Genomic DNA, 25,913 nt, shown 5'->3' on the forward strand with positions numbered 1-25,913 from the left:
CATGAGCAAGCGCACCTTCCAGCCCAACAACCGCCGCCGCGCCAAGAAGCACGGCTTCCGCGCCCGCATGCGTACGCGTGCCGGCCGCAGCATCCTTTCGGCGCGTCGCGCCAAGGGCCGCACCGAGCTCTCGGCCTGACAGACCCGGTGCTCGCGAAGCCGAACCGACTCACCCGCGGATCGGACTACAAAGCCACAGTCCGACGGGGTTCTCGTTGTGCCGGAGCGCACACGATCACCTACGTCGGCTCGTCGGCCGAGACCGAATCGCCTCGCTTCGGCTTCATCGTGAGCCGACAGGTCGGCTCCGCTGTCACCCGCAACACCATCCGCCGCCGTCTCAAGGCGGTGTGCGCCGAGGCGCTCCCGTCCATCCGCGGGGGCGCCTCGATCGTCATCCGTGCACTTCCCTCCGCCGCCACGATCGACTACGCGACTCTTCGCGCCGACGTGGTGAGGTGCCTCGAACGAAAAGCGTCAGCATGAGCGCTTCGACACTCCCGACGTCCTCTACGGGGTCCGGTCGTTTCCGAGTGGATGCCGTCCTGGCATCCGTCCCGCTCCTTCCGCGTAACGCGGGGCTCGCGCTTCTGCACGCCTATCGCTCGACGATCTCGCACGTCTACGGCGACGTGTGCAAGTACTACCCGTCCTGCTCCGCCTATTCGGTGGGCGCCGTGCAGCAGCACGGACTCGTGAAGGGCATCGCGTTCACCGCGGCCCGTCTCGCACGGTGTCATCCCTGGGCTCAGGGTGGCATCGACGACGTCCGTCCTCACCGGGCCTTCCGCCACGAACTCACTCGGCACGGATTCGTCGTGCCCGCCCGAAAGGACTGATCGTGCAATTCGATCTCATTGGGACCATCCTCTGGCCGCTGAAATGGGCGGTCGAGCTCGTGCTGGTGGGCTGGCACGCGCTGTTCACGGCCCTCGGCATGCCGCCGGCGGCCGGTCTGACATGGGTGCTGTCGATCATCGGCCTGGTGCTGATCGTCCGCGCGGCGCTCATCCCGCTCTTCGTCAAGCAGATCAAGAGCCAGCGCAAGATGATGGAGATCGCCCCCGAGCTCCGCAAGGTGCAGGAGAAGTACCGGGGCAAGCGCGACCAGCTCTCGCGTGAGGCGATGAGCCGCGAGACGATGGCGCTCTACAAGAAGCACGGCACGACCCCCGTGTCCAGCTGCCTGCCGCTGCTGGTGCAGATGCCGATCTTCTTCGCCCTGTTCAGCGTGCTCAACGACGTGTCGAAGCACGCAGCGAGCGGTGTCGGCGGTGTGGGGCTGCTCACCCCCGAACTCACGACCGAGTTCTACGACGCGCGTCTGTTCGATGTGGCATCCATGCACGTGAACCTGGTCACCGCGTGGAGCCAGCCCGATGGACAGGTCACCGTCGCGATCCTTCTGACGTTGGTCGTGCTCATGATCGGCTCGCAGTTCTTCACCCAGCTGCAGATCATCTCGAAGAACCTGTCACCCGAGGCCAAGACCGGTCAGGCGTACCAGATGCAGAAGATCATGCTCTACATCCTGCCGCTGGCCTTCATCTTCTCGGGTGTCTTCTTCCCGCTCGGCGTCGTCATCTACTGGTTCGTCAGCAACCTGTGGACGATGGTGCAGCAGTTCGTCGTCATCCGCGAGATGCCCACGCCGGGCTCGGACGCCGCCAAGGCCCGCGAAGAGCGCCTGGCCCGCAAGGGCAAGGCGATCGATTCCTCCGGCAAGGTCGTCCCGATCGAGAAGTACGAGGCGGAACAGCAGCGTCTCCTCGAGGAGGCCGAGCGCGCCCGCGCCGCAGCTCCGAAGCGCCAGCAGCCCGTGGGCAAGCAGCGTGCGAAGAAGCAGCAGTCCGCCAAGAACACCGGTGCCGCGGGTGGACCCGCCGGCAGCCCCGGCTCCTCCCCCGCTTCCTGACATCCGGAGATCACGATGACGACGTCCGATCAGATCGCCCCCGACCAGACCGCCGCCACCGAGGAGCAGCTCGAGCAGGAAGGCGATATCGCCGCCGACTACCTCGAGGGTCTTCTCGACATCGCCGACATCGACGGCGATCTGGCCATGGATGTCCGGGCCGGTCGCGCCTACGTCTCCGTTGAGGCGGAGGACACCGCCGCGCTCGCGAGCCTGTCCCACCCCGACACGGTCCAGGCGCTGCAGGAGCTGACCCGACTGGCCGTGCAGAACTCGACGGGTCGCTTCTCGCGGCTCATCCTCGACATCGGGGGATCTCGTGACGCGCGGCAGCGCCAGCTCGAGACCCTGGTGGACCGTGCGATCGCGCGGTTGGACGAGGGTGCGTCGCAGGCGTCGCTGCCGGCGATGTCGAGCTATGAGCGCAAGCTCGTGCACGACATCGCCGCGGACCGCGGGTATTCGTCGGAGTCGTTCGGCGAGGGAGCCGATCGTCACACCGTGCTGCGCCGCGGCTGAGGCCGGACATGCCGGATCAGCTCGAGAACGAGCCGGCCGTCGCCGCGTCGATCTTCGGCGAGAACATCGAGCGTGCTCGGCGGTTCACTCAGAACCTCGCGCGGCACGGCGAAGAGCGCGGGTTGATCGGTCCACTCGAGGTCCCTCGCCTGTGGACTCGTCATATCCTGAACAGCGCGATCGCGGCGCCCTACTTCCACGGTCGGGCCGTCGACGTGGGTTCGGGGGCGGGTCTTCCCGGGCTGGTGCTGGCGATCGCCCGACCGGACGTCGCGTGGACCCTGATCGAGCCCATGGAACGCCGTACGGCATGGCTGTCCGAGCAGGTCGATGAGCTGTCCCTCTCAAACGTCACCGTGGAACGGATGCGCGGCGAGGAGTGGACCGGCGGTCGTGTCTTCGATGTCGCCACCGCTCGCGCGGTGAGCGCTCTTCGTACCCTGCTCCCCTTCACCGCGCCGCTCGTTCGACCTCAGGGACGTCTGGTCTTTCTCAAGGGCGCCAACGTCGGCGCGGAGCTGGAAGCGGCGTCGAAGCAGGTGCGGAAGTTCGGGCTGGAGGACGTGTCGATCGAGGTGGTTGGGGAGGGCGTGCTCGACGAGCCGACGCGGGTATTCGTGGCAACCGTGTCGCGCTGAGAAGCGCACACCTCGAAAACGTTCCTGATCAGGAATTTAGTTGGTCAATTCTATTGCCTTTCGTCTGAGGTAGGGTTTGTCGCTCCCTCTTGTTGGGCCTGAGTGGTGTCGTGTCTCATATCGACTTCGACCAGTTGAGCCTCTATCTGTCGACGTTCCGATGATCGTCACAGCGGTCCAGACGCCGGCCGTGAGGGGTGCAGGCGGAGTACGGGTTCTGCGAATGTGCCGGCTTGTCTGTTGTGGGCGGTCGCGTTGAAAGCCGCACGTGTCCGACCGTGGACCGGTGGCGCTTGTCGAGGGATCGCGCGCCCACACGCTGGCCGGGCGTCGGGTCCCTGACCGCGGGACCCACTCCGAGCGGGTTGTTCGATCGTCTGCGTCGAGCGAGGAAGGTCTGACCGGTCGGGCGTTTGCTCGCCGGAGCCGCGGCCTACCGCAGGTGCTTCGCCCTAGGCGGCCGAGAGGGATCTTGATCAAGTGTGGGCACATGGCTACTCCCCCGCCGCGGATCGTCCGGCTTCGCCTGCGTAGCCGGAACGAGGACCTCGGTGGCTATCGGTCGAGGCACTGCGCCGGGCGCCATCGAGGAGTGAACAAGAGGGGGCCAGCTTCAAGCTCTTGTTCACTGCCGTGAAGACTTCGGTTCCGTCATGACAGCGGACTGTGCTCGGCGCGCGGTGAGGAAGAGAAGTGCTGGCATTCACACTCAGGGTGCTCTGATTCGAGGTCAGCTCGGCACCCGAGAACTGAACGTTGGGCCGGCGGCGCGCAGGAACTGGGCCTGGGCGTGACTCCCGATCTCCCCCGGTATGGCGCGTCAATCAATTTCTGTCCGTCTTCGAGAGACGGGCCGTTTCACGTGAAACAGAAGCTGTGGTGGGCCGGAGCGTGGGGCCGATGTCGACCGTGCGTTGAGTCGTGCCGGTTCTCGGGCTTTCACTCTCCTCGTGAGGCCGGATGTCACGCGGCGACGGGTTTGGTTCGGCAGCCGAGCGAGGTCGCGACGATCTGCATCGAACGGTCTGCAACCGGGGGTTGCCCCCTGCACGTTGCCGGTGGTGAGGCGTGATGACGGAGCGGCGGGGCGCTTTGTGCTTTGCGGTCCGCGGCATGCGGGGCAGGTTTCGGTGGGATTCCGCCCGCCTTACGCCACTCTTTCCCCGGATGCCCTCGAGCTGCGTGACACGTGACACCCCTGAATGAGGAGACCCAGTCCCTGCTTTGCTGGGGGGTTTCCCCTCACCTCCACGCAGTGCAGTGCTTCGCGCCGGGACGAAAGAGAGAAGATTCGGCATCGGCCTGCGGTGTGTGGTGGCGAGCTCCGACGTGGAGCTCTCACGCGACATACGGGCGAGAACGAACGCGCCGCCGCACGTCCGCCAGATCATCGCTTTGGAGTGCCGCCGGCAGCGGAGCGCGGGAGGTGTCGCCGAGACGCCGTGCCGAGACTCGGTGCCGAGACCCGTTCCCGGGACGTCGGTGGGGATCGTGGCTCGCTCCGTCGATCGGCCGTTAGATCGTGTTGGCGGCCGACCGCTCCTCTCCCGCGTGTGTTGGTTCCCCAACGGGCCGTGGGTGGCCTCTCAGGATGATTGCGGGTGGTGATTTCCGGGCTTTCCAGCGGCATCGGATGTCGTGGCTTGTCGGTGGGATTCCGTGGGGGCCTCGTGACGCGATCATGAGCGAAGCGCCCGTGCGGCTGGATCGGCGCAACCCCGGATAGACGCGACTGTTCAGAGGTGCGGCGCGACGTACGAGGTTGACGAGTTGCTAGCCATCTCCGGGCTATCTGCTGGCCCGCTGTGCTGCTTCAAGGCTAGGGCGCAGGGCGGGCGATCGGGCCGCCCGCTGGACGCCTCGACGACGGAATCGCTGCGCCCAGCGCTGCGGTCGAATCGGTCGGGATGGGCCTGAGGTCGATGGGAGTTCGCGGACGGGGTGCGCCCGTTCCGCCTCAACAGTTTTGTCTTCCCTCCGCCCCACGCCTGACGATGGCGCAAGACGCAGGAGGGAGAGCTGACACACTGCTGCGTCGAAGGTGCCAGAGATTCGGTGGTCGCAGATGCGATGAGGTGGTGGTCCGAGACGTTCGACGTCCGAAATTCTCGATATGCTCCGTCCCCATAGCCGGACAGCGGGTGACTATCTGGTCGGCTCACGGTAGTCACCTTGAGGCCGATGACGTGGCAATTCGGATTTCTAAAGTCACCTCCGGAATGTTTCACGTGAAACAGCGTGCGTCTCCCCACCCGAGCTGGCCATACGTCCCGTGTCGATGGACTGGAAAATACCAGTCGGGCGAGGCCGCGCTACAACCTCGTTGTTCGGCGTGCGTGGGAGCGAGTCTGTCGCGTGAAGGCTCCCCACCGGCGCGTGCGCGGGATTCCTTCGGTGTTGATCCGGAGCTGTTGCGAGGTGGAGCACCAGAGATCGACCCTGCACTCAGGCTCGTTGAACCGACCCCTCCGCGACTCCCCTCGATCCGCTTCAAACGTTCATGCGCCGCCGGCTCGACCACGAGCATGCGACCAGGGCGGGGCGAGTGCTGGTTGCCGGTCGTCCCCACGAGGGCCCATGGAGAGTCGTATCGCCCGGACCGACCCTCGGATCGCGCCGAAGTCCCGCCGGATGACGTGACCGTGCGCCGTGGCTGTCGCGCAGCGTTCCACGTGAAACATGGTCGCTCTCCCCCGACCTTGACACTCGTCACTCAACGAGTATCGGTGCAAGGGTTGTCCGGCTGGAGACCGCACGCGGACGTGGATGCGCCAGTGTGAGGGGTGCGTGCCGGTGAGGGTAGGCCGCTGAATCTGTGCTGCCGGAGGGTCGGACGATTCCGTGAGTGCGAAGTTCGCGGCGGGTGCGCCAACCTCGGGGACATGGAGACAGTGAGCTGGTCCAATGGGTACACGATGCCGCCCGCGGTACGGCGGCGCTCAGGCTGCGGCAGCATCGACGAGATAGGACGAGCCTGAAAGCCGCCCTCACGGGATCGTCGAGAGTCTCGGAGGGGTGAGACCCGCATCACACGACAGACCCGATATGGGTCGGAGTGGGACGTCAGTAGGCCCCACCCGGGTAGTCTCCCGTCTCGCCGCTTCGTCGAGGTGAGACGCGCGACCGTGGCGCGCGCGGGAGGACGGAACCCGGACACGAGCGGTTTGGAGGTGCGTCGGTGACCTGCGTGGTCTCCCTCAGGGCGGCGTTTCGAGGCACAAGGCGAAGTCGTGGCCGCGGGTTCGCCACGATGGCGGCCGGTGTGGCGTTTCTGCCGCGGTGAGAGGTCAGGGATGACGGATGAATGAGAGGCCACGGACACAGTGGACGCCGTTCGCGCAGATGTCTCATCGTCATCTCTGTGTCGACGCGCGAGCTTGGCTGACGGAATGTCGGAACCGCGAGGCCAGCGCGTCAACGGTCATGTTCCGCGCCACGGTAGGTGGGGCCATGTCCGGCGGCTGCTGGAGTGCCGCCGTCGAGCCGGGTGAGCAATTCGTTCGCTCCCCTTAAGTGTTGGCTGAATCCTGCATCTCTGGACCCGGGGGGCGGGCGGCGCGCGCTGGGCCGCCAGCTTCATGTGGGCGGGTTACGCGCGCGGGGTGTCACTCATGTGGCGTCGGCTGCCTTGCTCACCGTCCACCGATGGGGGGAACCCCCCTTCCTATGGACTCCACCAGCTTTGCGGCTTGGTGGCATTGGGCAATGGTTAGCCGCTGCGACAGTCGCAGCTCGCGGAACAGGATGAGGGCGAAGAGACCCCACCAGGGTAAGGACCCGGGCAATTTCATCGGCATGCTTCACACCGGCGTGCTGCGCTCAGTCAGTGCAGTGGTGTGAGACAAGAATCCTCGATCGGTCGATAGCACACCAATACACCTGACGTGCACGGACGGGCGAAAACGTAGTGGCGGCGGATCGCGTCGACCAAGACCCTTGAGAGGCCTACCGCGTGCGCCAGCCGATGACTCTCTCCAGAAGACGACCAGACGCGCGGGCGCCCGCTACCCCAGCGCGTTTCACGTGAAACATCGCACCGGAGTGCACCGGGTGGTGACGCACAAATCCAGCTCGGTTCGTGACCTGCTCGTCGATCCTGAAGTGGGAGTGGCGAGGTGAGGTGTCGACAAGCCAAGCCGCGCGGTTAGCGGCGACTTCGTCGCTCGTGCCAACGTTTCACGTGAAACATCTCTGCATCACACCGTCTCCAATCAAGGGAGCTTGCGCCGCCTTCTCAACCTCGTCGTCGGCTACGTAGAGGGCGAGTCGTGTCCACAGAGATGCTCACACCGATCTTCCACGTGTTCGGGCGCCGTGGCGGACCAGACACGATCACAGGTATGTCAAATCATTTAGGCGTGGTGATGATCCGTCCGGGTTTGGCGAGTGATCGCATCCAGACTCCCACTCCCCTACCGTGAACCGTCGCCTCTCGGTGAAAACTACAGCTCCGCGGAAAGACATGCTCGGAGCGTGGGTGGGTGCATCGATCACGGCGTAAACCTCCGGTGAATTGGTGCTCCACCCACCGACTTTCTGTCTGTAGCGCAGTTAGGCGTGCAGGCTGTACCAACAAACCGCCGTTCTGAAGGGGAGGTACTCAAGCCCACGCCCGCAATAGTGGCACGAGCCGGATCGATCGTCGACGTGCAGGAGTGGTCTTGCAGTGTCGCCGACTGAGGCGGAGCGCCCCGTGTGCGGCCCCTCCAGCGTGTAGCGCCTGAGTCTCGTGTCGACCGTTCACGCCAGGCGTTTCAGCGCAGTGGGCAACATCCCTTCCGGCAACCGGTGAGAGAGGTGCGGTCGAAGTCGTCCGGCAAGCAAACGCGCGTCGGTCTCACGAGACGCCACCAGACCGTCCGTTTCCGCTGAGCCCGATAACGGCTCATCGCGATCACCGCGCCGTGGGGTGCTTATCGGTACTGGAGTCGATGCTCGTCGAATGACGACGGGCGTCGATTGACGACGGGCGTCGATTGACGACGGGGCCGCGCCGGAGTCATCGCGCCTTACCGTGTCGGTCCATCGTCTGTGTGGTCCTTGTCAGGTACGTGGACGCGGCGGTGTCGGGAGGCTGAACGACGCACCCAGTAGGCACGTCGCGCCTGGCGTCCACACGGAGACGAGCAGTCGGCGCCGCTCATGCACCGTGGGGCTGAGCGGACGTTCTCGCCGCCACCTCAACTCCCGAACCGCCGAGCCTCGCCACGTCCACAAGTCATCGTGCAGCGCATATCGCGCGGGTAGACTGGGCAAGTTCGTGACGGAGAGGTGTGTTTCACGTGAAACAGTCCGATGAGGCGCCCGCGTCGTCCTTCTCACTCGACGACTCCCCCATCGCTCGCGAGATCGCCGATCTGTCTGCTCGTCGTCGCGCGCTAGAGGCCGCGAAGGTGGAGCTCTCGGGCCGCACGCGCGTGTTCACCGTGTCGAATCAGAAGGGCGGCGTCGGTAAGACGACCACCGCCGTCAATGTCGCCGCGGCTTTGGCATCCGTCGGGGCCCGCGTTCTCGTCATCGACCTGGATCCTCAAGGAAATGCGTCGACAGCGCTGGGTGTCGCGCACACGGCCGACACCCCCAGCATCTACGACGTCCTGATCGACGAGTTCCCCCTCGCTGACATCATTCAGACGAGTCCGGAGTCGCCGAACCTGCTTTGTGCTCCGAGCACCATTCATCTTGCCGGAGCGGAGATCGAGCTCGTTTCTCAGGTGGCGCGCGAGCACAGGTTGCGCGGCGCCCTGCGGGACTACTTGGCGATCGAGGACAACCATCTCGACTTCGTCATCATCGACTGCCCGCCCTCCCTCGGCCTGCTGACGATCAACGCCTTCACTGCAGCGGACGAGGTGATGATCCCCATTCAATGCGAGTACTACGCGCTGGAGGGTCTGAGCCAGCTTCTGGGTAGTGTGCAGATGATTCAGAAACACCTGAATCCGACGCTCCACGTTTCGACGATCCTGTTGACCATGTACGACGGGCGCACTCGCCTGGCCCAGCAGGTGGCCGAGGAAGTCCGCTCGCACTTCACCAGCGAGGTGCTCGACACGGTCATCCCACGTTCTGTCCGGGTCTCTGAGGCACCGAGCTTCGGGCAGACGGTCATCGCGTACGATGGCCAGTCAGCGGGCGCCATCGCCTACCGCGAAGCAGCGGTGGAGATCGTCGCACGAGACACCACGAAGAAGGGTTCCTGATGGCGAAGAGGACCGGACTGGGTCGCGGCATCGGCGCCCTCATCCCCACGGCGGAACCCTCGGAGGCGCGCCCTGTCGATGTGTTCTTCCCCGAGGGGAACGCGACCACGCAGAACGACTCCTCCGCGAACAATGGTGCTGCTGAGGACACCCTCGTCTCCGTCCCCGGCGCGCGGCTCGTGCACATCGATCCGAAGTCGATCGTCCCGAATCCTCGTCAGCCACGAACGCACTTCGATCCCGATGATCTCGCCGAGCTCATCCACTCCGTTCGCGAGTTCGGGGTTCTCCAGCCCGTCGTAGTCCGTGACAAGGGTGACGGTACCTACGAACTCATCATGGGCGAGCGACGCACGCGAGCCTCGCGCGAAGCCGGCTTGGAGACGATCCCCGCTGTCGTGCGTGAGACGGACGACGAATACCTGTTGCGCGACGCGCTTCTCGAGAACCTGCACCGTTCGCAGCTCAATCCCCTCGAAGAAGCCTCCGCATATCAGCAGCTCCTCGAGGACTTCGGGATCACTCAGGAGGAGCTCGCGACGCGTATCGGGCGCTCCCGCCCACAGATCAGCAACACCATCCGACTTCTGAAGCTGCCGGTCCCGGTGCAGCAGCGAGTTGCGGCGGGAGTTCTGAGCGCGGGCCATGCTCGCGCGATCCTCTCCCTCGACGACGCCAAAGAGATGCAGAAGCTCGCCGACAAGATCGTGAACGAGGATCTGTCGGTGCGTGCCGCCGAGGCGGCCGCCAAGATGCCCGGTGTCGCCCCGGTCCGCCAGAAGCCGACCGCCGGATCGCGCCGTTCAGGACTCGACGACGTCGCCGATCGTCTCGGCGACCGACTCGACACGAAGGTGCGTGTCTCGCTGAGCGCTAAAAAAGGCCAGATCAGCATTGATTTCGCGAGCATTCAAGACCTCAACCGAATCCTTGCGGCACTCGGCGAGGAAAGCTACACCGGCTGATCCTCGCCGTGCATCCGCGGGGAGCGAACGGCCCCGGGCCCTGATGTCGGCGGTGCAACGTACGCTGGAATGGTGACCGCGAACGATGAGAACCTGCGCCGTCGCGCCAGCCTCGAGCTTCTGCGCGCCGAGGCGTCCGACGAACTGGCGGTGCTGATTCACGAGCGCCTGCGCGGTGGCGAAGACCCGTGGGACTTCATGGAAGACCTGCCCAGCGTCGATGAACTCGTCGTCTTGACTCTGCGAGCCGAGAACATCGCCGAGAACGGGGGTGTCCGCCCCAACAAGGCGCGCAACTACCGTGTGCTGCGCCAGATCGCTCTCGACTACCCCGCCCTCACGCGCGCTGTGTGGCGCATTCTGGGCGACGAAGAGCCGCACCGACGCTGGGACGCGTCGGTGCGTCTCGACGCGTCCTGAACGCCGCACACGCCGTTGCGAACGGCGACGGACGGGACGCCCTCGGCACGTCCGTCGTCTGATGGGTGGGGCCGAGGCCGCGGAGATGACGCCGGGCTCGACACGCCTCTGATGACTGCGACGGGCCCCCGGATCGTTGAGCTTCGTGGTCGCGCGCATCGCATGTGACCGCGCCGAGGGAGCTACGGTCCCGGCGCCGACAACGGCCTCCCCGCACGTCCTGATTCGACCGGCCGCGCTCCCGACGGTCCAGTCGCGATCGAGAAGACGTGCGGAGCACGGCATCCGGACGTCACGGCGTCCGACTCCCCCTGACCGATCATGCCGCGCGAGCACTCGCGAGCGGCTCGGGCGCGAGCGGCGTCTCGCCGGTCATCGTGTGGTCCATATGCCCACACGCGCCGCCAGGCGGCATCCGGGCCTCACAAAAAGCACCACAGGAGTGCGGAGACGACGAGAGCCCCGACACCCAAGTGCCGGGGCTCTCGTCGTGCGAAGAGGGACTCAGCCGATGAACGGGGCCAGGTCCTGCTCGAGCGCGTACTTCGGCTTCGCGCCGATGATGGTCGTCTTGACCTCACCGCCGTGGAAGACCTTCATCGCGGGGATCGAGGTGATCTGGTACTTCATCGCGAGGTCGGGGTTCTCGTCGACGTTGAGCTTGAGGACGGTGATCTTGTCAGCGTTCTCGCTCTGGATTTCGTCGAGCACGGGCGCGACCATGCGACACGGTCCGCACCACTCAGCCCAGAAGTCCACGAGAACGGGTCCGTCGGCCTGCAGGACGTCCTGCTCGAAGGTCGCGGAGGTCGTCGCCTTGGCGGTCATGTGATTTCTCCTTAGATGAGATCGTCAGTGTGTGAAAACGCAGGTGAGTGCGTTTTTGTTCCTCAGACCACGGCGGCGTCGGGGAGGCCCTCGATCGGGCTCTCGGCGACGGCGGGCTCGCCGGCCTCCCCGCGAGCGGCGAGGAAGTGCTCCACGTCGAGAGCAGCCACCGTGCCGCTTCCGGCAGCCGTGATGGCCTGGCGGTACGTCGGGTCGATGACGTCACCGGCGGCGAAAACGCCCTCGACCGACGTGCGCGACGAGCGACCGTCGACCCAGATGGTGCCCTGGTCGGTGAGCTGCAGCTTGTCGTGCACGAGGTGAGTACGCGGGTCGTTGCCGATCGCGACGAACAGTCCGTCGAGGGGCAACTCGCGCGTGGTGTCGTCGATGGTGGAGCGCAGGCGAACGCCGTTCACAGCTTCGTCGCCGAGGATCTCGTCGACCGCGCTGTTCCAGATGAACTCGATCTTGGGGTTCGCGAAGGCGCGCTCCTGCATGATCTTCGACGCCCGCAGCGAGTCATTGCGGTGGATGACGTAGACCTTCGACGCGAACTTCGTGAGGAAGTTCGCCTCTTCCATCGCGGAGTCGCCACCGCCGACCACGGCGATCGTGCGGTCGCGGAAGAAGAACCCGTCGCAGGTGGCGCACCAGGACACGCCACGGCCGGACAGGCGGTCTTCGCCCTCGAGGCCGAGCTTGCGGTAGGCCGACCCCGTGGCGTAGATGACCGAGACGGCCTCCTCCACCTTCCCGCTGCCGAGCGTGACCTTCTTGACCGGTCCGTCGAGCTCGAGCGAGACGACGTCGTCGTAGAGCACCTGCGCACCGAAGCGCTCTGCCTGCGCCTGCATCTTGGCCATGAGGTCAGGACCCTGGATGCCGTCGGGGAAGCCGGGGAAGTTCTCGACCTCGGTGGTGTTCATGAGGTCGCCGCCGGCTTCGACCGAGCTTGCGACGACGAGGGGCTCGAGGTTGGCGCGGGCCGCGTAGATCGCAGCCGTGTAGCCGGCCGGGCCGGATCCGATGATGATGACGTGACGCACGGTAGCGCGTTCCCTTCGTTGATTCCGCCGGATGAAACCCATGCTAGCCCTGGGGTATTCCGGGGGCGGGGGCTAGCGCTCGGGGAGGAACCGCCGACCGAGCGCGAGCGCCGGGGCGAGTTCGGGAGTGCGGAAGAGGGCCAGGATGCCGAGGTACACGACGAGGACGACTCCCCCGACGAGCGCCGAGCCGAGGGCACCCGTCAGACGATCCGCGGAGAGCCAGCCCTCGGGACCGCCGCAGAGCAGGACGACTCCCCACCCCGCCGCACCGGCCGGGATGCCGACCAGGATGAAGCGGAAGAGGGGCAGAAGCCATTCACGGATGCCGATGCCCCCGAGCCGACGGTTGAGGATCGCGGTCGCGATGATCACCTGGACGAGGCTCGACAGCGACTGGCCGAGAGCGACCGCGGCCGCGAGTTCGGCGACCGGGAGGAGGCCGGCATCCAGAGCCCAGCCCGCGCCGAGGGCGGTCACCGCGACCAGGACGCCCTGCACGAGCGTGAAGAAGAACGGCGTCCGCGTGTCGTTGTAGGCGTAGAAGGTGCGCTGGATCACGAACAGCACGGCGAGGGGCAGAAGACACACCAGGAAGCACAGGAGCACCGGAGCCGCGGCGACGGCCTCGCGCGAGTCGTTGGTGAAGATGCGCGAGGCGGGAACGGATGCCGCGACCAGTGCCGCCGTGGCGGCGACGATGAAGAGCCCGAGCACCCGGATGCTGCGGATGATGTCGTCGCGCACGCGGTCGTCACGACCGGCCGCGGCGTGCTCGCTCAGCTGCGTGAAGTAGGGGGTACCGATCGACAGCACGATGAGCGAGTACGGGAGCATGAACACCAGCCACGCGTTCTGCGAGGCGAGAACGGCGGGACCGTTCCCGGATGCCTCGAAGAGGACGCGGCTCTGCACGATCCCCGCGAGCTGGCCGATGATGACCATGAGGAACGTCCACCCGGCCAGCCGGCCGATGTGTCGCAGGCCCACACCGCGCCACTGGAAGTCGGGCCGCAACTGCAGACCCGCGCGTCTCCAGAACACGAGTAGGACGATCGTCTGCAGCACGATGCCGCCGGTCGCGACCCCGCCGAGGAGCGCGATCATGGCGGGCGTCCACTGATCGACGGCCGTGTTCGGTCCCCCGAAGATCAGCAGGAAGACGCCGAAACCGACGAGCGAGACGACGTTGTTGACGATGGGCGCCCACGTGTACGGCCCGAAGACCTTGCGCGCGTTGAGAACCTCACCGAGCAGCGAATACAGGCCGTAGAAGAAGATTTGCGGAAGGCACCAGTACGCGAAGGCCGTGGCGAGGGCGATCTGATCGGGAGCCGCGCTCGCGGGCGTGTACAGCGCGACGATCCACGGAGCGGCGATCATCGCCAGGGCCGTGGCGATCAGGAGGATGACGGTGCCGAGGGTGAACAGCTTCGAGATGAACGCGCGTCCGCCGTCGGAGTGGGACGCGGCTTTGACGATCTGCGGCACGATGACCGCGGTCAAGACGCCCGTCGAGATGATCGCGTAGATCGCGTTCGGCAGGGAGTTGGCCAGACCGAACGCGTCGCCGGCATAGCTCTGGACCGAACCGACGATCGCGACGAGCACGACCTGGCGCAACAGACCACTCAGCCGGGACACGATGGTGCCCGCCCCGATGAGCACGCTCGCCCGTCCGATACTGCTCACGGGCGTGTCTCCTGCTCGATGTCGGTGTCGTCGGTGTCACCGGCGGGGGCGTCCGGATCGGCGCCCTCGGGGTCGCCGTCGTGGGGGTCGATGTCGGAGGGATCCGCGTCGTCGGGATCGGCGTCGCCGCGCCCGTCGGCATCCGGATCCTTGTTCCCCACCCCGTCGACGGCGTCGTGGTCTTCTTCGGGTGGCGCAGCTGCGGCGCGACGACGGCGCGCGACGGTGCGGACCACGCCGAGACTCAAGAACGCCACCACCAGCACGATGATGGCGATGAGGCCGATGCTCTCCCACTCGGCGCGCACCTCGACGTCGACGGCCTGCGGCTGTCCGATCGGCTCGCCGGTGGGGCTGAACAGCTGCAGGTCGACGCCGACCTCGCCGTTGGCGATGCGCGCCTCGACCGGTACCTCGACACGGGTGTTCGCCGAGGCCTGTGCGTCGACGGTGGTGTGGTCCTGCACGCGCAGGCGCGCGTCGTCGGGGCGTACCGACAGGACCACCGTGACCGGCCAGGGGAGGTCGTTGCGCACCCAGGGGCGCAGCGGCGCACTCGAGCTGACGAGGCGGAAGTCGGAGGACAGGATGCCGACCGAGTCGAGCGTCGTGGACGTCGCGGCGCGATGGTCGGAGACGGCCTTGCGGGCGGCATCCCCCGTCCAGGAGATGTTCGTGACCTGCAGGACCTCGGCGCGCTCGCGGCCGGTGAGCAGTTCGGGCTGATCGAGGATCGTGGCGAAGCGGTCGACGACCTGCTCGTCGTCGAGCAGGGCGCTCACCTCGCTCACCCGCGCGTCATCGACCGCGGGCTCGGTGAGGGCGATCTCGGATGCCGGCAGCTCCGCGAGGGTCGCCAGGCGCGAGCCGGCGAACCCCGGCGCGGTGGCGATGAGCCCGAGGGTGGCGCGCAGACTCACGCGCGAGCGATCCGTCCCGCGGTCCAGGACGGCGAGGACGGGCTGTTCGCCGGTCGCGGCGCGGGCCATGGCCAGGTATCCCTGGGCGGCTGCGAGCGAGGAGCCGCGCAGCGTGGCGTCATTCTGTCCCGCGGCGTCGGCGAGGGCGCGCGACACCTCGGCGTCGTACACGGGCGTCGATACTCCCCCGACGGATGCGGCGGCCTGACGCGCGCCCCCGGCCACGCTCGTCGACGGCACGAGCACGTGAGCGGGGTCGTCGGCGGTGCCGAGGGCTCCGAGCGCCGCGACGGTGTCCGAGCCGGCGGAACCGGTGGACGGCCAGTACACGTTCGCCGTCGCGGTGCCGATGTCGAGCAGTGTCGCGATCGAGGGGTACGTCGGCTGCCCCGGCGTCGACGCCGGTGAGGGGTCGGGGGTGGAGACGGCCGAGACGGCCGGGGCCGGCTGGGCGAAGTCGGCGGCGGCCATGTACGTCTGCAGCGATGTCGGACTGAGCGGAGCGGACAGGCCGGCGCGCAGCTGCGCGGCGACGTCGGAGTCGCCGAACTGCAGGGCGAAGCGGTCGTTCGGCAGGCCGAGCAGCCGCTGCAGCCAGGCCACCGCGGTGGGTGGGGCTGACGAGCCCAGCACGCGGATCGCGGCCGGGATCGCGGGGTCGATCGCCAGGGTCGCCCCCGTGCCGTCGACCGCGTCGAGCTGCGCCGAGAGTGCGCCGTCGACGGCGGTGAGCTCGGCGAGCTCATTCGCCGTCAGCAGGCCCCGGGTGAGGGGGGCGGCGGTGATGGGGACGACGAGGGCGATGGGCGTCTGGGCGCCGGTGTCGGCGGGGACGACGATCACGCTCGCGGCCGAGAGGCCGACGCTCGCGGCGGTCACCTGCACGGGGTAGACGCCCGCGGCACGACCGGCCAGAGCCGCATCGGTCGCCGCCACCGCGAGGGTGGTGGTGCTCTGCGCGCCGGCGGGAGCGGCATCCACCGACCCGGTCGCGACCTGCTGGACGCTCACTCCGGTCGCATCGCCGCTGAGCCAGCGCTCGAGGGCCGCGTCGTCGGCGAGCGGGTCGCGACCGATCCCCAGGGCGACAGGCGTGGAGACGGCGCTCGAGGAACCCGCGGTGAGGGTCGTGACGACCGACAGAGCGTCGCCGGATCGGAGGATGCCGTTCGCGGCGGGCGCTGCGGACAGGGTCGCCGGGGTGGCCGATGAGGAGGGAGACGGGGTGGTGTCGGCGACGGCGGTCGAGGCCGGGAGCGCGACGCCCAGGACCACGGCGAACGCCGCGAGGGTCGCCAGCAGCCGGCGCGTGCGAGGGCGCCGTGGCACGGGTGAGCCCGAAGGCGGGGAAGTCACGGTCATACGAGCGTCGGTGCAGGAGGGGGCCTCCTACCGCGTCGAGTCTAGGACGCGTCCCTTCACGCCCGCCGATAGCCTCGCGCAGACGGTTGAATGGACCGGTGCTCCCTGAACCCGATTCCCAGCTCTGCGACGCGCTCGCCTCTGACCTTCGCGCGGCGGGTTACTCCAGCGCCGCCCTGCGGGAAGCATGGGGCGAGCAGGCGGATGACGCCGTGGCCCGGGGGCTGCGCGGGCCGGCGGAGCGCGCACTCGGCGCTCGCGACGACGCTCTCGCAGTTCTGGGGCGCCTGTGGGGTCTGGGCCTCGCGGTTGCGCGGAGGAAGGTCGCCGCGGCGCTGCCCGCACTCGGTGTCGAGGGAGCCGAGGCGTTGGGCCTGCTGACCCTGACCGGCGATGACGCGCGACCCGCGGTGCTCGTGCGACCGCAGGCTTTCGCCGACGACGCGGGCGAGGTGGAGTGGTGGATCGCGAGCGATCTCGACGAGGCGGCCCTCGGCGGTCCCCTCCCCGAGGACCATGTGCTGGGGGTCGGCGGGGCGTCGCAGACCCTCGCCCGGCTGCAGATCACGCGCCGCGGCGGCACCGCGCTCGACCTGGGCACGGGCTGCGGCATCCAGGCCCTGCGTCTGCGGCGGCTGGTGGACCGCGTCGTCGCGACCGACATCTCCGTGCGCGCGCTGCGTTTCACCCGACTCAACGCCCTGCTGAACGGCGTGGACGGCATCGAGACGCGGCTCGGCTCGCTCTTCGAGCCGGTGGCTGACGAGACGTTCGACCGGGTGGCATCCAATCCTCCCTTCGTCATCACCCCGCGCGTCGAGGGGGTTCCCGCGTACGAGTACCGCGACGGAGGCATGGAGGGCGACGCTCTCGTGGCCACCGTGGTCCGCGAGGTCGGGGCGCATCTGTCGCCGGGCGGTGTGGCGCAGTCGCTCGGCAACTGGGAGTACCACGAGGGCGAGTCGGGGCTCGACCGCGTGCGCGGATGGGTCGGCGACGGGCTCGACGCCTGGGTGATCGAGCGCGAGGTGTTGGATCCGCTGGCGTATGCGGAGCTGTGGGTTCGCGACGGGGGGACCGTGCCCGGAACCCCCGCCTACGCCCGCCTCATCGAGGCCTGGCTCGACGACTTCGCGCGACGTGGAGTGACCGGGGTCGGGTTCGGGTACGTGCTGGTGCGCCGGCCGCTCGCCGGTGGCCCGACGCTCGCGCGCTACGAACGCGTGGCGGGCGGCGGCGAGGCGGGATTCGGACCGCATCTCGCGGACTGCCTCGCCGCGCACGATCGTGCCGCGCTGCTCGACGACGACGACCTCGCCGACAGCCTGCTGCGCGTCGCGCCCGACGTCACCGAGGCCCGCCACCATCGGCCCGGTGAGGGCGATCCCTCGGTCATCGAGCTGCGGCAGGGCGGCGGCTTCGCTCGGACGATCGAGGTCGATCCGGCTCTGGCCGCGCTCGTCGGCGCGTGCGACGGCGACCTGCCCGTGGGGACCCTCGTCGACGCGATCGCCCAGCTGATGGAGGTGGATGCCGCGCACCTCCGCACGGATCTCCTCCCCCGCGTGCGCGAGCTGCTGGTGACCGGCTTCCTGTCGTTCGAGGACTGATCCGCGGCGGTTCTCAAAGCGCCGTCCCCGCCGCGGGCGCACGGATGTCGTCGTCATCCTCAGCCCGCTGAGAGCCGTCGGCGCCCCCGGTTAGGCTCGAAGGCATGCTGAACATGGCCGAGGGTCTCGCGCGCCTCGAGGAGCTCGCCGCGCATCCCGTCGTCTCCGCGGTCGCCGATGCCTTCGCCGGCGCGGGCCGTGACCTGGCGATCGTGGGCGGCCCGGTCCGCGACGCCCTCCTGGGGCGCCTCACCCATGACTTCGACTTCACGACCGACGCTCGCCCCGACGAGATCCTCGCGCTGATCAAGCCCATCTCCTCGGTGCAATGGGACGTCGGTCGTGCCTTCGGAACGATCGGCGCACGCGTCAAGGGCGAGCAGGTCGAGATCACGACGTTCCGCGCCGACAGCTACGACGGCGTCACCCGCAAGCCCACGGTGGAGTTCGGCGACACCCTCGAGGCCGACCTCAGCCGCCGCGACTTCACGGTCAACGCCATGGCGCTGCTCCTACCCGCCCGCACCCTCGTCGACCCGACGGGCGGGGTCGAAGACCTGCTCGCCGGCCGCCTCCGCACGCCGATCGATCCGGCCGTGAGCTTCGGCGACGACCCGCTGCGCATGCTGCGCGCGGCCCGCTTCTCGTCTCAGCTCGAGTTCGCGGTCGATCCCGCGACGCTCGACGCCGTCCATGAGCTGCGCGCGTCTCTGTCGATCGTCAGCCCGGAACGGGTGCAGGCCGAGCTCGTGCGGCTGCTGCAGACCGACGATCCCGTGCGGGGGATCCGCGTGCTCGTCGAGACCGGGCTCATCGAGGAGTTCCTGCCCGAGGTCCCGGCCCTCCGCCTCGAGGTCGACGAGCACCACCACCACAAAGACGTCTACGAGCACTCCCTCACGGTGCTGCGCCAAGCCATCGCGCTCGAGAAGAAGCGTCACCCGGATGCCGCTCCCGACGTGCCGCTGCGCCTGGCGGCCCTGCTGCACGACATCGGCAAGCCCGCCACCCGGCGTCTCGAGGCCGGAGGTGGTGTCACCTTCCACCACCACGACCTCAAGGGCGCGCGCATGGCCCGCAAACGCCTCCAGGCGCTGCGTTTCGACGCCGCGACCACCACGGTCGTCTCGCGCCTGGTCGAGCTGCACCTGCGGTTCTTCGGCTACGCCGAGGGCGCGTGGACGGATGCCGCGGTCCGGCGGTACGTGCGCGACGCCGGCGACGAGCTGGAACGTCTGCACATCCTCACGCGGGCCGACGTGACCACGCGCAACAAGCGCAAGGCCCAGCGCCTGGCATCCGCCTACGACGACATCGAGGCTCGCATCGCCGCGCTGCGCGAGCAGGAGCAGATCGATGCGATCCGCCCCGAGCTCGACGGCAACCAGATCCAGCAGATTCTCGGGCTCGGACCCGGTCGCGAGGTGGGTGAGGCGTACCGCTTCCTGCTCGACCTGCGTCTCGACGAGGGAGTGCTCGGCGAGGACGAGGCCGAGAAGCGCCTGCGGGAGTGGTGGGCGGTGCGGGGCTGAGACCCGCGAACGTCGAGGGGGTGGCATCCCTGGACCGGATGCCACCCCCTCGACGTTTCTGTCAGGGAACCACGACCGCCCGGCCGCGCACCTGTCCCTTGTGCAGCTTCGCGTACGCCTCGACGGCGCCGTCGAAGCCGTAGCGCTCCACGTGCACACCCACCGCGCCGCTGCGCGCGAGATCGAGCACCTCGATGAGCTCGCTGCGGGTGCCCCAGTACGGCGCACGCACGGCCGCGCCCATCGGCGTGGAGAAGAAGCCGACGGGGAGGATGCCGCCTCCGATGCCGACGATGTGGATGAAGCTGTCGAGACCGGCGACGGCACGGGCGAGATCGATGGTCGGCTGCACGCCCACGAAGTCGAAGACCGCGGTGGCGCCGAGGCCGTTCGTCAGCTCGCGGATACGGTCGGCGGCGTGCTCGTCGGAGGTGACCGCGTGGTGCGCGCCCACCTCGCGCGCGAGGGCGAGCTTGTCGTCGCCGAGGTCGACCGCGATCACCGTCGCCTGCGTGATGGCGCGAAGGATCTGCACCCCCACGTGACCGAGGCCACCGACGCCGATCACGACGGCGGTCGCCCCGGGATACAGCTTCTCCTTGGCCGCGACGATCGCGTGATACGGCGTCAGCCCCGCGTCGGTCAGTGAGACGGTCTCGACGGGGTCGAGGTCGCCGAGCGGCGCGAGGTGTCGCGGGTCGTCGACGATGACGTACTCGGCCATGGCACCCGGGCTGCCGAGTCCCGGAGGGGTGATCCCCATCTCGGCCGCGTACGGGCAGTAGTTCTCGGCGCCCTGGGCGCACGCGTGACAGCGACCGCACCCCCACGGCCCGTAGATGGCGTAGGCCTCGCCGATGTTCACGCCGTCGACGCCCTCGCCGAGCTCGTCGACGATGCCGGCCCCCTCGTGGCCGAGCGTGAGCGGCAGGCCGTAGGTGTACTGGTCCTCCGGAAGGTCCATCACGAACCAGTCCGAGTGGCACAGCCCCGCGGCCGTGACCTTCAGTCGCACCTGGCCCGGACCCGCGTGGGGCTCCTCGATGTCGACCACCTCGGGGCCCTTGCCGATCTCGCGGTACTGCACTGCCTTCATGGCATCCCTTTCTCTCGGTCCATTCACGCTGCCTCGACCCTCCCGCGTCGACGACGGGGTTGACGGCGTTTTCCGCTGATCGGGAACCGTTCTCACCGGCAGAGTGGGGCGATGGATGCCGTTTTCACGCCCGTGTCCGCCTGGCTCCCGGCACCTCGTCCCTGCTGCCCGCAAGCGATCTGGCGGTGGTGGATGCCGAGGCCCATCGCGCCGCGGTGGTGCGATGCACCGTGACCGCCCACCTGCGAGACCGCAGCGAACCCTCCCTCACGGGCTGCCGCCCGACCTACACTTGTCGCACTTGCCGTCACCGTCGATGGGAGTTCCGTGCCTTCACCGTGGTCGCGTCCCGCGATCTCCCCCGAGACGTCGGGGCTGCTGATCGCGCGCGCCCACGATGAGCTCCTCGCCGGCAATGAGGACCGTCGTCTCGCCGACGTGCGTCCGCTCGTGCAGGAATCGTGGCGGCGGTCGCTGGCATCCCTCGTCGGTCCGGAGGGACTCCCCTCGCTCGACCTCGCCAGCGAAGAACTCGACACCTACCGACGGGCCCACCCTCTCGCCGGGGTCATGGACATGGTCCGCGCCCTGCTCCTGCCCGGAACGGCTGAGGAGTCCGGAGTCGTCGTGGCCGTCGGCGATGCGGCGGGTCGCCTGCTGTGGGTGGAGGGCGACCGTCACATCCGATCGCTCACGGGTGACATGGGCTTCGTCGCGGGAGCGAACTGGGCGGAGGATGCCGTGGGCACCTCGGCCCCGGGAACCGCGCTGACCCTCGACAGGTCGGTGCAGATCCGCGGAGCCGAGCACTTCAACCGTCTCGTCCAGCCGTGGTCGTGCACCGCGGCGCCCGTCCACGATCCGGAGACGCGGCGGCTCCTCGGCGTCATCGACGTCACGGGAGGACCCGAGGCCGTCACCCCGCAGGCGCAGTTGCTCGTGGATGCCACGGCCCGGGCCATCGAGAGCGAACTGCTCGTCGCTCGATTGCGCACGCAGCAGGCTCCTCCCCCCAAGCGCTCGACGCCGTCGCGGGCGCTGCTGCGCATCCTCGGCCGCGACCGTGCGCTGCTCGAGGCCGGCGGGTCGACGCTGGAGCTCAGCGCGCGCCACGCCGAGATCCTGCTGCTGCTCGCGGTGCACCGGGAGGGACTGTCGGCTGAGGCGCTGAGTGAGGCCGTCTACGGCCACGCGGCCGTCGAGACGCTCCGCCCCGAGATGGTGCGCCTGCGCCGCGCGCTGGTCCCGGTCGCGCCGCGTCTGGTACCGGCATCCCGGCCCTACCGCCTCCCCGATGGTCTCGAGACGGACGCGCAGCACATGCTGTCGCTGCTCGACCGGGGGGCGCATCGCGTCGCGCTCGCCGCTTATGCCGGTCCGGTGCTGCCGGACTCGGAGGCGCCGGGAGTCGTCGAGGTGCGCGAGTCGGTGCGGTCGGCTCTGCGCGAAGCGCTGATGGCCGAGGCGGGCGTCGACGTGCTGCTGGCCTACGCCGAGACCCTGGAGGGCCGCGACGACGACGGGGTGCTCCGGTTGTGCCTGTCGATGCTGCCACCGCGGTCGCCGAAGCGAGCCGGTCTGGTCGCGCGGATCGAGCGGCTCGAACGCGCCTGAGGCGGGGGCGCCGGCTTTCCACAGGCGACGCGCCGTGCGCGGGTCCGATGTCGGACCCCGTGGTTACAGTGAACATATGGACGAAAAAGCGCTCGACATCTTCTCGGCAGCCCGTGCCCGTCGCGACGTGGCGCGCATCCGCGAGGCGCTCGCCGAGGTCAAGGCCGGCGATGTCGCCCGGGTCATCGTCCGATCGCCGCGATACGGGCTCTACGCCCTCGAGGGCACGGTGCGCATCGGGGTCGGAGGTCAGCCGCTCGTGGGCGACGTGATCCTCGCGACGAGCTCCGAGATCCAGCGCATCGACCTGGGTCTCGAGGCGCCGCAGCCGGCCCTCGAGGCCGACGTCGTCGACCCGTCCACGCTCCCCCACGGCACACCCGTGCGCGTCACCTTCCTCACGCCCACCCACCAGACGTTCGCCCTCACCGGGCCGATCACCGCGGGCAACGACCGCTTCCTGCTCGTCGGCAGCTGGATCGTCGCCGACGACCGCACGATCGCTCCGCGCGTTCAGAGCATCGAGCGCCTCGACGACGTCGACCTGCACGAGGTCAACGTGCCGCCGCTGCGCTCGGTGCTGGCCGACGCCGACGCGTAAACCGCGCTCGCGCGAACGGATGCCGTCGCCCGAGGGTCGCGGCATCGTCGTTCTCGGGTGCGAGGTGAGGCTGGTCGCGTCCGGGGGCCTGTGCGGCGTCTCGGGTGGGCCCCGCTCCTCGACGGGCGGGTACGGCGCGCGCCTGCGCCGGTCTCGGTGAGACGTCAGCTGAGGCATCGCCACGCCGGTGCGGTGCCCCGTCGCCCGGCCCTGCCGTGTCGCCGCAGCGCCGGAGCGGCGAGATCACACGTTCTCTTCGAGATCACACGCCGTTCGCGCGAATAGCTCGTGATCTCGCGCGGATCATGTGATCTCGGCGCGCCCCGCCCGCGCCCCGCGACAGGTGCAACCCGATGCAACCTCCCCCGGCGTACCGTCGGCGCATCGCCGCCCGAAGCCGTTGCGGCGACTCATGACCGTCGAAGGAGACACGCATGACCATCGTCGAAGAAGGCGTCTCGAGCGTCTACGCCGCACCCGGAACCCGCGGGGCCGTCGCCGAGTACCGCTCGCGGTACGGGCACTACATCGGCGGCGAATGGGTCGAACCGCACAGCGGCGAGTACTTCGAGAACGTCACCCCCGTCACCGGCAAGCCGTTCTGCGAGGTCGGCCGCGGCGACGCGCACGACATCGACAGAGCAGTGGATGCCGCGTGGAAGGCGTTCGCATCGTGGAGGAAGACCACGCCGGCCGAGCGCAGCGTCATCCTGAACAAGATCGCCGACCGGATCGAGGAGAACCTCGAGAAGATCGCCGTCGCTGAGACGTGGGAGAACGGCAAGCCGGTGCGCGAGACCCTCGCTGCCGACATTCCGCTGACCGTCGACCACTTCCGCTACTTCGCCGGCGTGCTGCGGGCGCAGGAGGGCTCGCTGAGCCAGCTCGACGAGAACACCGTGGCGTACCACTTCAACGAGCCGCTCGGCGTGGTCGGGCAGATCATCCCATGGAACTTCCCCATTCTCATGGCGGCGTGGAAGCTCGCTCCGGCCCTCGCCGCGGGCAACTGCGTCGTGATCAAGCCGGCGGAGCAGACCCCGGCATCCCTCCTGTTCCTCTTCGACATCATCGGCGACCTGCTCCCGGCGGGCGTGGTCAACATCGTCAACGGGTTCGGCATCGAGGCGGGGGCACCGCTCGCGCAGCACAAGCGGATCCGCAAGATCGCGTTCACGGGTGAGACAACGACCGGGCGCTTGATCATGCAGTACGCGTCGCAGAACCTCATTCCGGTGACGCTCGAGCTCGGCGGCAAGAGCCCGAACGTCTTCTTCGAGGACGTGGCGCTGCGCAGCGACGACGCCTATTACGACAAGGCTCTCGAGGGCTTCACGATGTTCGCGCTCAACCAGGGCGAGGTCTGCACGTGCCCGTCGCGGTCGCTCATCCAGCGGTCGATCTACGACCAGTTCCTCGGCGACGGCCTCGAGCGCGTGAAGAAGGTGCGCCAGGGCAACCCGCTCGACCCCGAGACGATGATCGGCGCGCAGGCCTCGAACGACCAGCTCGAGAAGATCCTGTCGTACATCGACATCGGCAAGCAGGGCGGCGCGAAGCTGCTCACGGGCGGTGAGCGCGTCGACCTCGGCGGCGACCTGTCGGGCGGCTACTACGTCGCGCCGACGGTGTTCGAGGGCACGAACGACATGCGCATCTTCCAGGAGGAGATCTTCGGACCGGTGCTGTCGGTGACCTCGTTCGACGACTTCGACGACGCCATCTCGATCGCGAACGACACCCTCTACGGCCTTGGCGCCGGCGTGTGGAGCCGCAGCGGCGATACCGCGTACCGCGCGGGCCGCGCGATCGAGGCCGGGCGCGTCTGGACGAACACCTACCACCAGTACCCCGCGCACGCCGCGTTCGGCGGGTACAAGCAGTCGGGCATCGGCCGCGAGAACCACCTCAAGATGCTCGACCACTACCAGCAGACGAAGAACCTGCTCGTGTCGTACGCCGAAGGCGCGATGGGCTTCTTCTGAGCGGCCGAGCCGGGGTCGTGGCGGCGATCCCGACCCGCGTGACCCCCGGGTTCGTCCCGGGGGTCACACCCATTCCCGGATTCGAAGGAGAAGAACGGATGCCAGACCTTTCCCGCGTGGACGTGACGGATGCCGCGGCCGCGCTGCTGCGCGACTTGACGGCGAAGCACGGCCCGCTGATGTTCCATCAGTCCGGGGGGTGCTGCGATGGAAGCTCGCCGATGTGCTACCCGGTCGGCATGTTCCTCACCGGGCCGAGCGATGTGTTGCTAGGCACGGTCGATATCGGCGTGGACGATCCGATCGAGGTCTACATGTCGGAGTCGCAGTTCGAGTACTGGAAATTCACGCACCTGACCATCGACGTCGTGCCGGGGCGTGGCGCAGGGTTCTCGGTCGAGGGTCCGACGGGGATGCGGTTCCTCATCCGGTCGCGGATGCTGACGGAGGAGGAGGCGGTGGCGTTCGGGGTTCGTGCTGCTGCCGAATGATGTTGCAGCGGACAAGGCGAGCGGCTGCGGACGCCTTATCGAGCACGGGACGGGGCACCCGGGTGTCTTCCCGGTGCCCCGTCTTAGCCCTCTGTGCCACCGGGCGTTGTGCGTTCTCGTCGATTGCGGTTTCTCAGCATGGCGGTCACGGCGTAGCCCAGACAGATGCCTGACGGTGCGAGGACGGCTTTGGGCGCGAGGGCCGCGATGCTGAAACCCGTGAGGCACACAGCACTCGCGCTGCCCCACAGGGCGCGGGCACTCCTCAGCTCGAGCGCCGCACCCGAACCCACACCGACGAAGACCGAAAGCACGGTCACGACCGCGGGGACTCGGAGGAACTCGAGGATTTCGTGCACGGCTCAGCAGGACGTCTCTCGTTCGGGGGTCACCGACGTGACCTCGCCGCTCATGGAAGGTCGCAGACAGGATCACGTGAAGATTCGCATGTGCGCATAGTGATCGGCAACGAA

General features: G+C 68.3%; 20 protein-coding genes. 15 read left to right on the forward strand and 5 right to left on the reverse strand.

Annotation, left to right across the window (positions count from 1 at the left end; genetic code table 11):
- Position 1 precedes the first annotated feature (1 nt).
- The 9 genes from rpmH to RWH45_RS06860 all read left to right on the forward strand — a co-directional run bounded on the left by rpmH (position 2) and on the right by RWH45_RS06860 (position 10,660).
- Positions 2 to 139, forward strand: a complete 138-nt coding sequence (gene rpmH / locus RWH45_RS06820) for a 50S ribosomal protein L34 (RefSeq protein WP_005054680.1) — start codon at positions 2 to 4, stop codon at positions 137 to 139.
- Positions 140 to 147: 8 nt separating this feature from the next.
- Positions 148 to 486 (forward strand): ribonuclease P protein component, encoded by a 339-nt coding sequence (gene rnpA, locus RWH45_RS06825; RefSeq protein ID WP_315994124.1) that lies wholly within the window; start codon positions 148 to 150, stop codon positions 484 to 486.
- On the forward strand, positions 483 to 839 hold the full coding sequence (yidD, locus tag RWH45_RS06830) for a membrane protein insertion efficiency factor YidD (protein WP_315994125.1): 357 nt from the start codon (positions 483 to 485) through the stop codon (positions 837 to 839). Before rnpA ends, yidD begins: the two co-directional genes overlap by 4 nt.
- Before the next feature lie 2 nt (positions 840 to 841).
- The gene (gene yidC, locus RWH45_RS06835) at positions 842 to 1,915 is read left to right on the forward strand and encodes a membrane protein insertase YidC (RefSeq protein WP_315994126.1); all 1,074 of its coding nucleotides are present in this window, start codon (positions 842 to 844) and stop codon (positions 1,913 to 1,915) included.
- Between the two features lie 15 nt (positions 1,916 to 1,930).
- Entirely contained in the window at positions 1,931 to 2,434 is a 504-nt protein-coding gene (locus RWH45_RS06840; RefSeq protein ID WP_315994127.1) for a Jag family protein, read from the forward strand.
- A gap of 8 nt (positions 2,435 to 2,442) precedes the next feature.
- The gene (gene rsmG, locus RWH45_RS06845) at positions 2,443 to 3,072 is read left to right on the forward strand and encodes a 16S rRNA (guanine(527)-N(7))-methyltransferase RsmG (RefSeq protein WP_315994128.1); all 630 of its coding nucleotides are present in this window, start codon (positions 2,443 to 2,445) and stop codon (positions 3,070 to 3,072) included.
- Positions 3,073 to 8,345: 5,273 nt separating this feature from the next.
- A complete protein-coding gene (locus RWH45_RS06850) occupies positions 8,346 to 9,275 on the forward strand; it encodes a ParA family protein (RefSeq protein WP_437127326.1) in 930 nt (309 codons plus the stop codon).
- Positions 9,275 to 10,240: a ParB/RepB/Spo0J family partition protein gene (locus RWH45_RS06855; RefSeq protein WP_315994130.1), complete on the forward strand. Its 966-nt coding sequence runs from the start codon at positions 9,275 to 9,277 to the stop codon at positions 10,238 to 10,240. Before RWH45_RS06850 ends, RWH45_RS06855 begins: the two co-directional genes overlap by 1 nt.
- Positions 10,241 to 10,312: 72 nt before the next feature.
- The gene (locus RWH45_RS06860; protein WP_391402421.1) at positions 10,313 to 10,660 is read left to right on the forward strand and encodes a tryptophan synthase subunit alpha; all 348 of its coding nucleotides are present in this window, start codon (positions 10,313 to 10,315) and stop codon (positions 10,658 to 10,660) included.
- A 504-nt stretch (positions 10,661 to 11,164) separates the two neighbouring features.
- Here RWH45_RS06860 and trxA read toward each other — a convergent pair.
- From trxA to RWH45_RS06880, 4 genes are all read right to left on the reverse strand, one after another.
- Positions 11,165 to 11,488, reverse strand: coding sequence for a thioredoxin (gene trxA, locus RWH45_RS06865; RefSeq protein WP_315994132.1), 324 nt, complete (start codon positions 11,486 to 11,488; stop codon positions 11,165 to 11,167).
- Positions 11,489 to 11,550: 62 nt separating this feature from the next.
- The gene (gene trxB / locus RWH45_RS06870; protein WP_315994133.1) at positions 11,551 to 12,537 is read right to left on the reverse strand and encodes a thioredoxin-disulfide reductase; all 987 of its coding nucleotides are present in this window, start codon (positions 12,535 to 12,537) and stop codon (positions 11,551 to 11,553) included.
- Positions 12,538 to 12,609: 72 nt separating this feature from the next.
- On the reverse strand, positions 12,610 to 14,229 hold the full coding sequence (gene murJ / locus RWH45_RS06875) for a murein biosynthesis integral membrane protein MurJ (RefSeq protein WP_315994134.1): 1,620 nt from the start codon (positions 14,227 to 14,229) through the stop codon (positions 12,610 to 12,612).
- Complete coding sequence (locus RWH45_RS06880) at positions 14,226 to 16,478, reverse strand: DUF6049 family protein (RefSeq protein WP_315994135.1); 2,253 nt, start codon at positions 16,476 to 16,478, stop codon at positions 14,226 to 14,228. Before RWH45_RS06880 ends, murJ begins: the two co-directional genes overlap by 4 nt.
- 131 nt (positions 16,479 to 16,609) lie before the next feature.
- Between RWH45_RS06880 and RWH45_RS06885 the strand changes: the two genes are divergently transcribed.
- Both RWH45_RS06885 and RWH45_RS06890 read left to right on the forward strand, forming a co-directional pair.
- Positions 16,610 to 18,121 (forward strand): DUF7059 domain-containing protein, encoded by a 1,512-nt coding sequence (locus RWH45_RS06885; RefSeq protein WP_315994136.1) that lies wholly within the window; start codon positions 16,610 to 16,612, stop codon positions 18,119 to 18,121.
- 104 nt (positions 18,122 to 18,225) lie between these two features.
- Positions 18,226 to 19,653, forward strand: coding sequence for a CCA tRNA nucleotidyltransferase (locus RWH45_RS06890; protein WP_315994137.1), 1,428 nt, complete (start codon positions 18,226 to 18,228; stop codon positions 19,651 to 19,653).
- 61 nt (positions 19,654 to 19,714) lie between these two features.
- Here the strand turns inward: RWH45_RS06890 and RWH45_RS06895 are convergent, their stop codons facing one another.
- Positions 19,715 to 20,749: an NAD(P)-dependent alcohol dehydrogenase gene (locus RWH45_RS06895; protein WP_315994138.1), complete on the reverse strand. Its 1,035-nt coding sequence runs from the start codon at positions 20,747 to 20,749 to the stop codon at positions 19,715 to 19,717.
- 327 nt (positions 20,750 to 21,076) lie between these two features.
- On the opposite strand from RWH45_RS06895, the gene RWH45_RS06900 reads away from it, so the two are divergent.
- From RWH45_RS06900 to RWH45_RS06915, 4 genes are all read left to right on the forward strand, one after another.
- Positions 21,077 to 22,363: a GAF domain-containing protein gene (locus RWH45_RS06900; RefSeq protein ID WP_315994139.1), complete on the forward strand. Its 1,287-nt coding sequence runs from the start codon at positions 21,077 to 21,079 to the stop codon at positions 22,361 to 22,363.
- A gap of 76 nt (positions 22,364 to 22,439) precedes the next feature.
- Complete coding sequence (locus tag RWH45_RS06905) at positions 22,440 to 22,964, forward strand: hypothetical protein (protein WP_315994140.1); 525 nt, start codon at positions 22,440 to 22,442, stop codon at positions 22,962 to 22,964.
- Between the two features lie 434 nt (positions 22,965 to 23,398).
- Positions 23,399 to 24,949: an acetaldehyde dehydrogenase ExaC gene (gene exaC / locus RWH45_RS06910; RefSeq protein ID WP_315994141.1), complete on the forward strand. Its 1,551-nt coding sequence runs from the start codon at positions 23,399 to 23,401 to the stop codon at positions 24,947 to 24,949.
- 98 nt (positions 24,950 to 25,047) lie between these two features.
- Positions 25,048 to 25,440 carry a DUF779 domain-containing protein gene (locus tag RWH45_RS06915; protein WP_315994598.1) on the forward strand — a complete coding sequence of 131 codons (393 nt, stop codon included), beginning with the start codon at positions 25,048 to 25,050 and terminating at the stop codon, positions 25,438 to 25,440.
- Positions 25,441 to 25,913: the final 473 nt, after the last annotated feature.

Source organism: Microbacterium galbum (assembly GCF_032464915.1).
GTDB classification, from domain to species: Bacteria; Actinomycetota; Actinomycetes; order Actinomycetales; family Microbacteriaceae; genus Microbacterium; species Microbacterium galbum.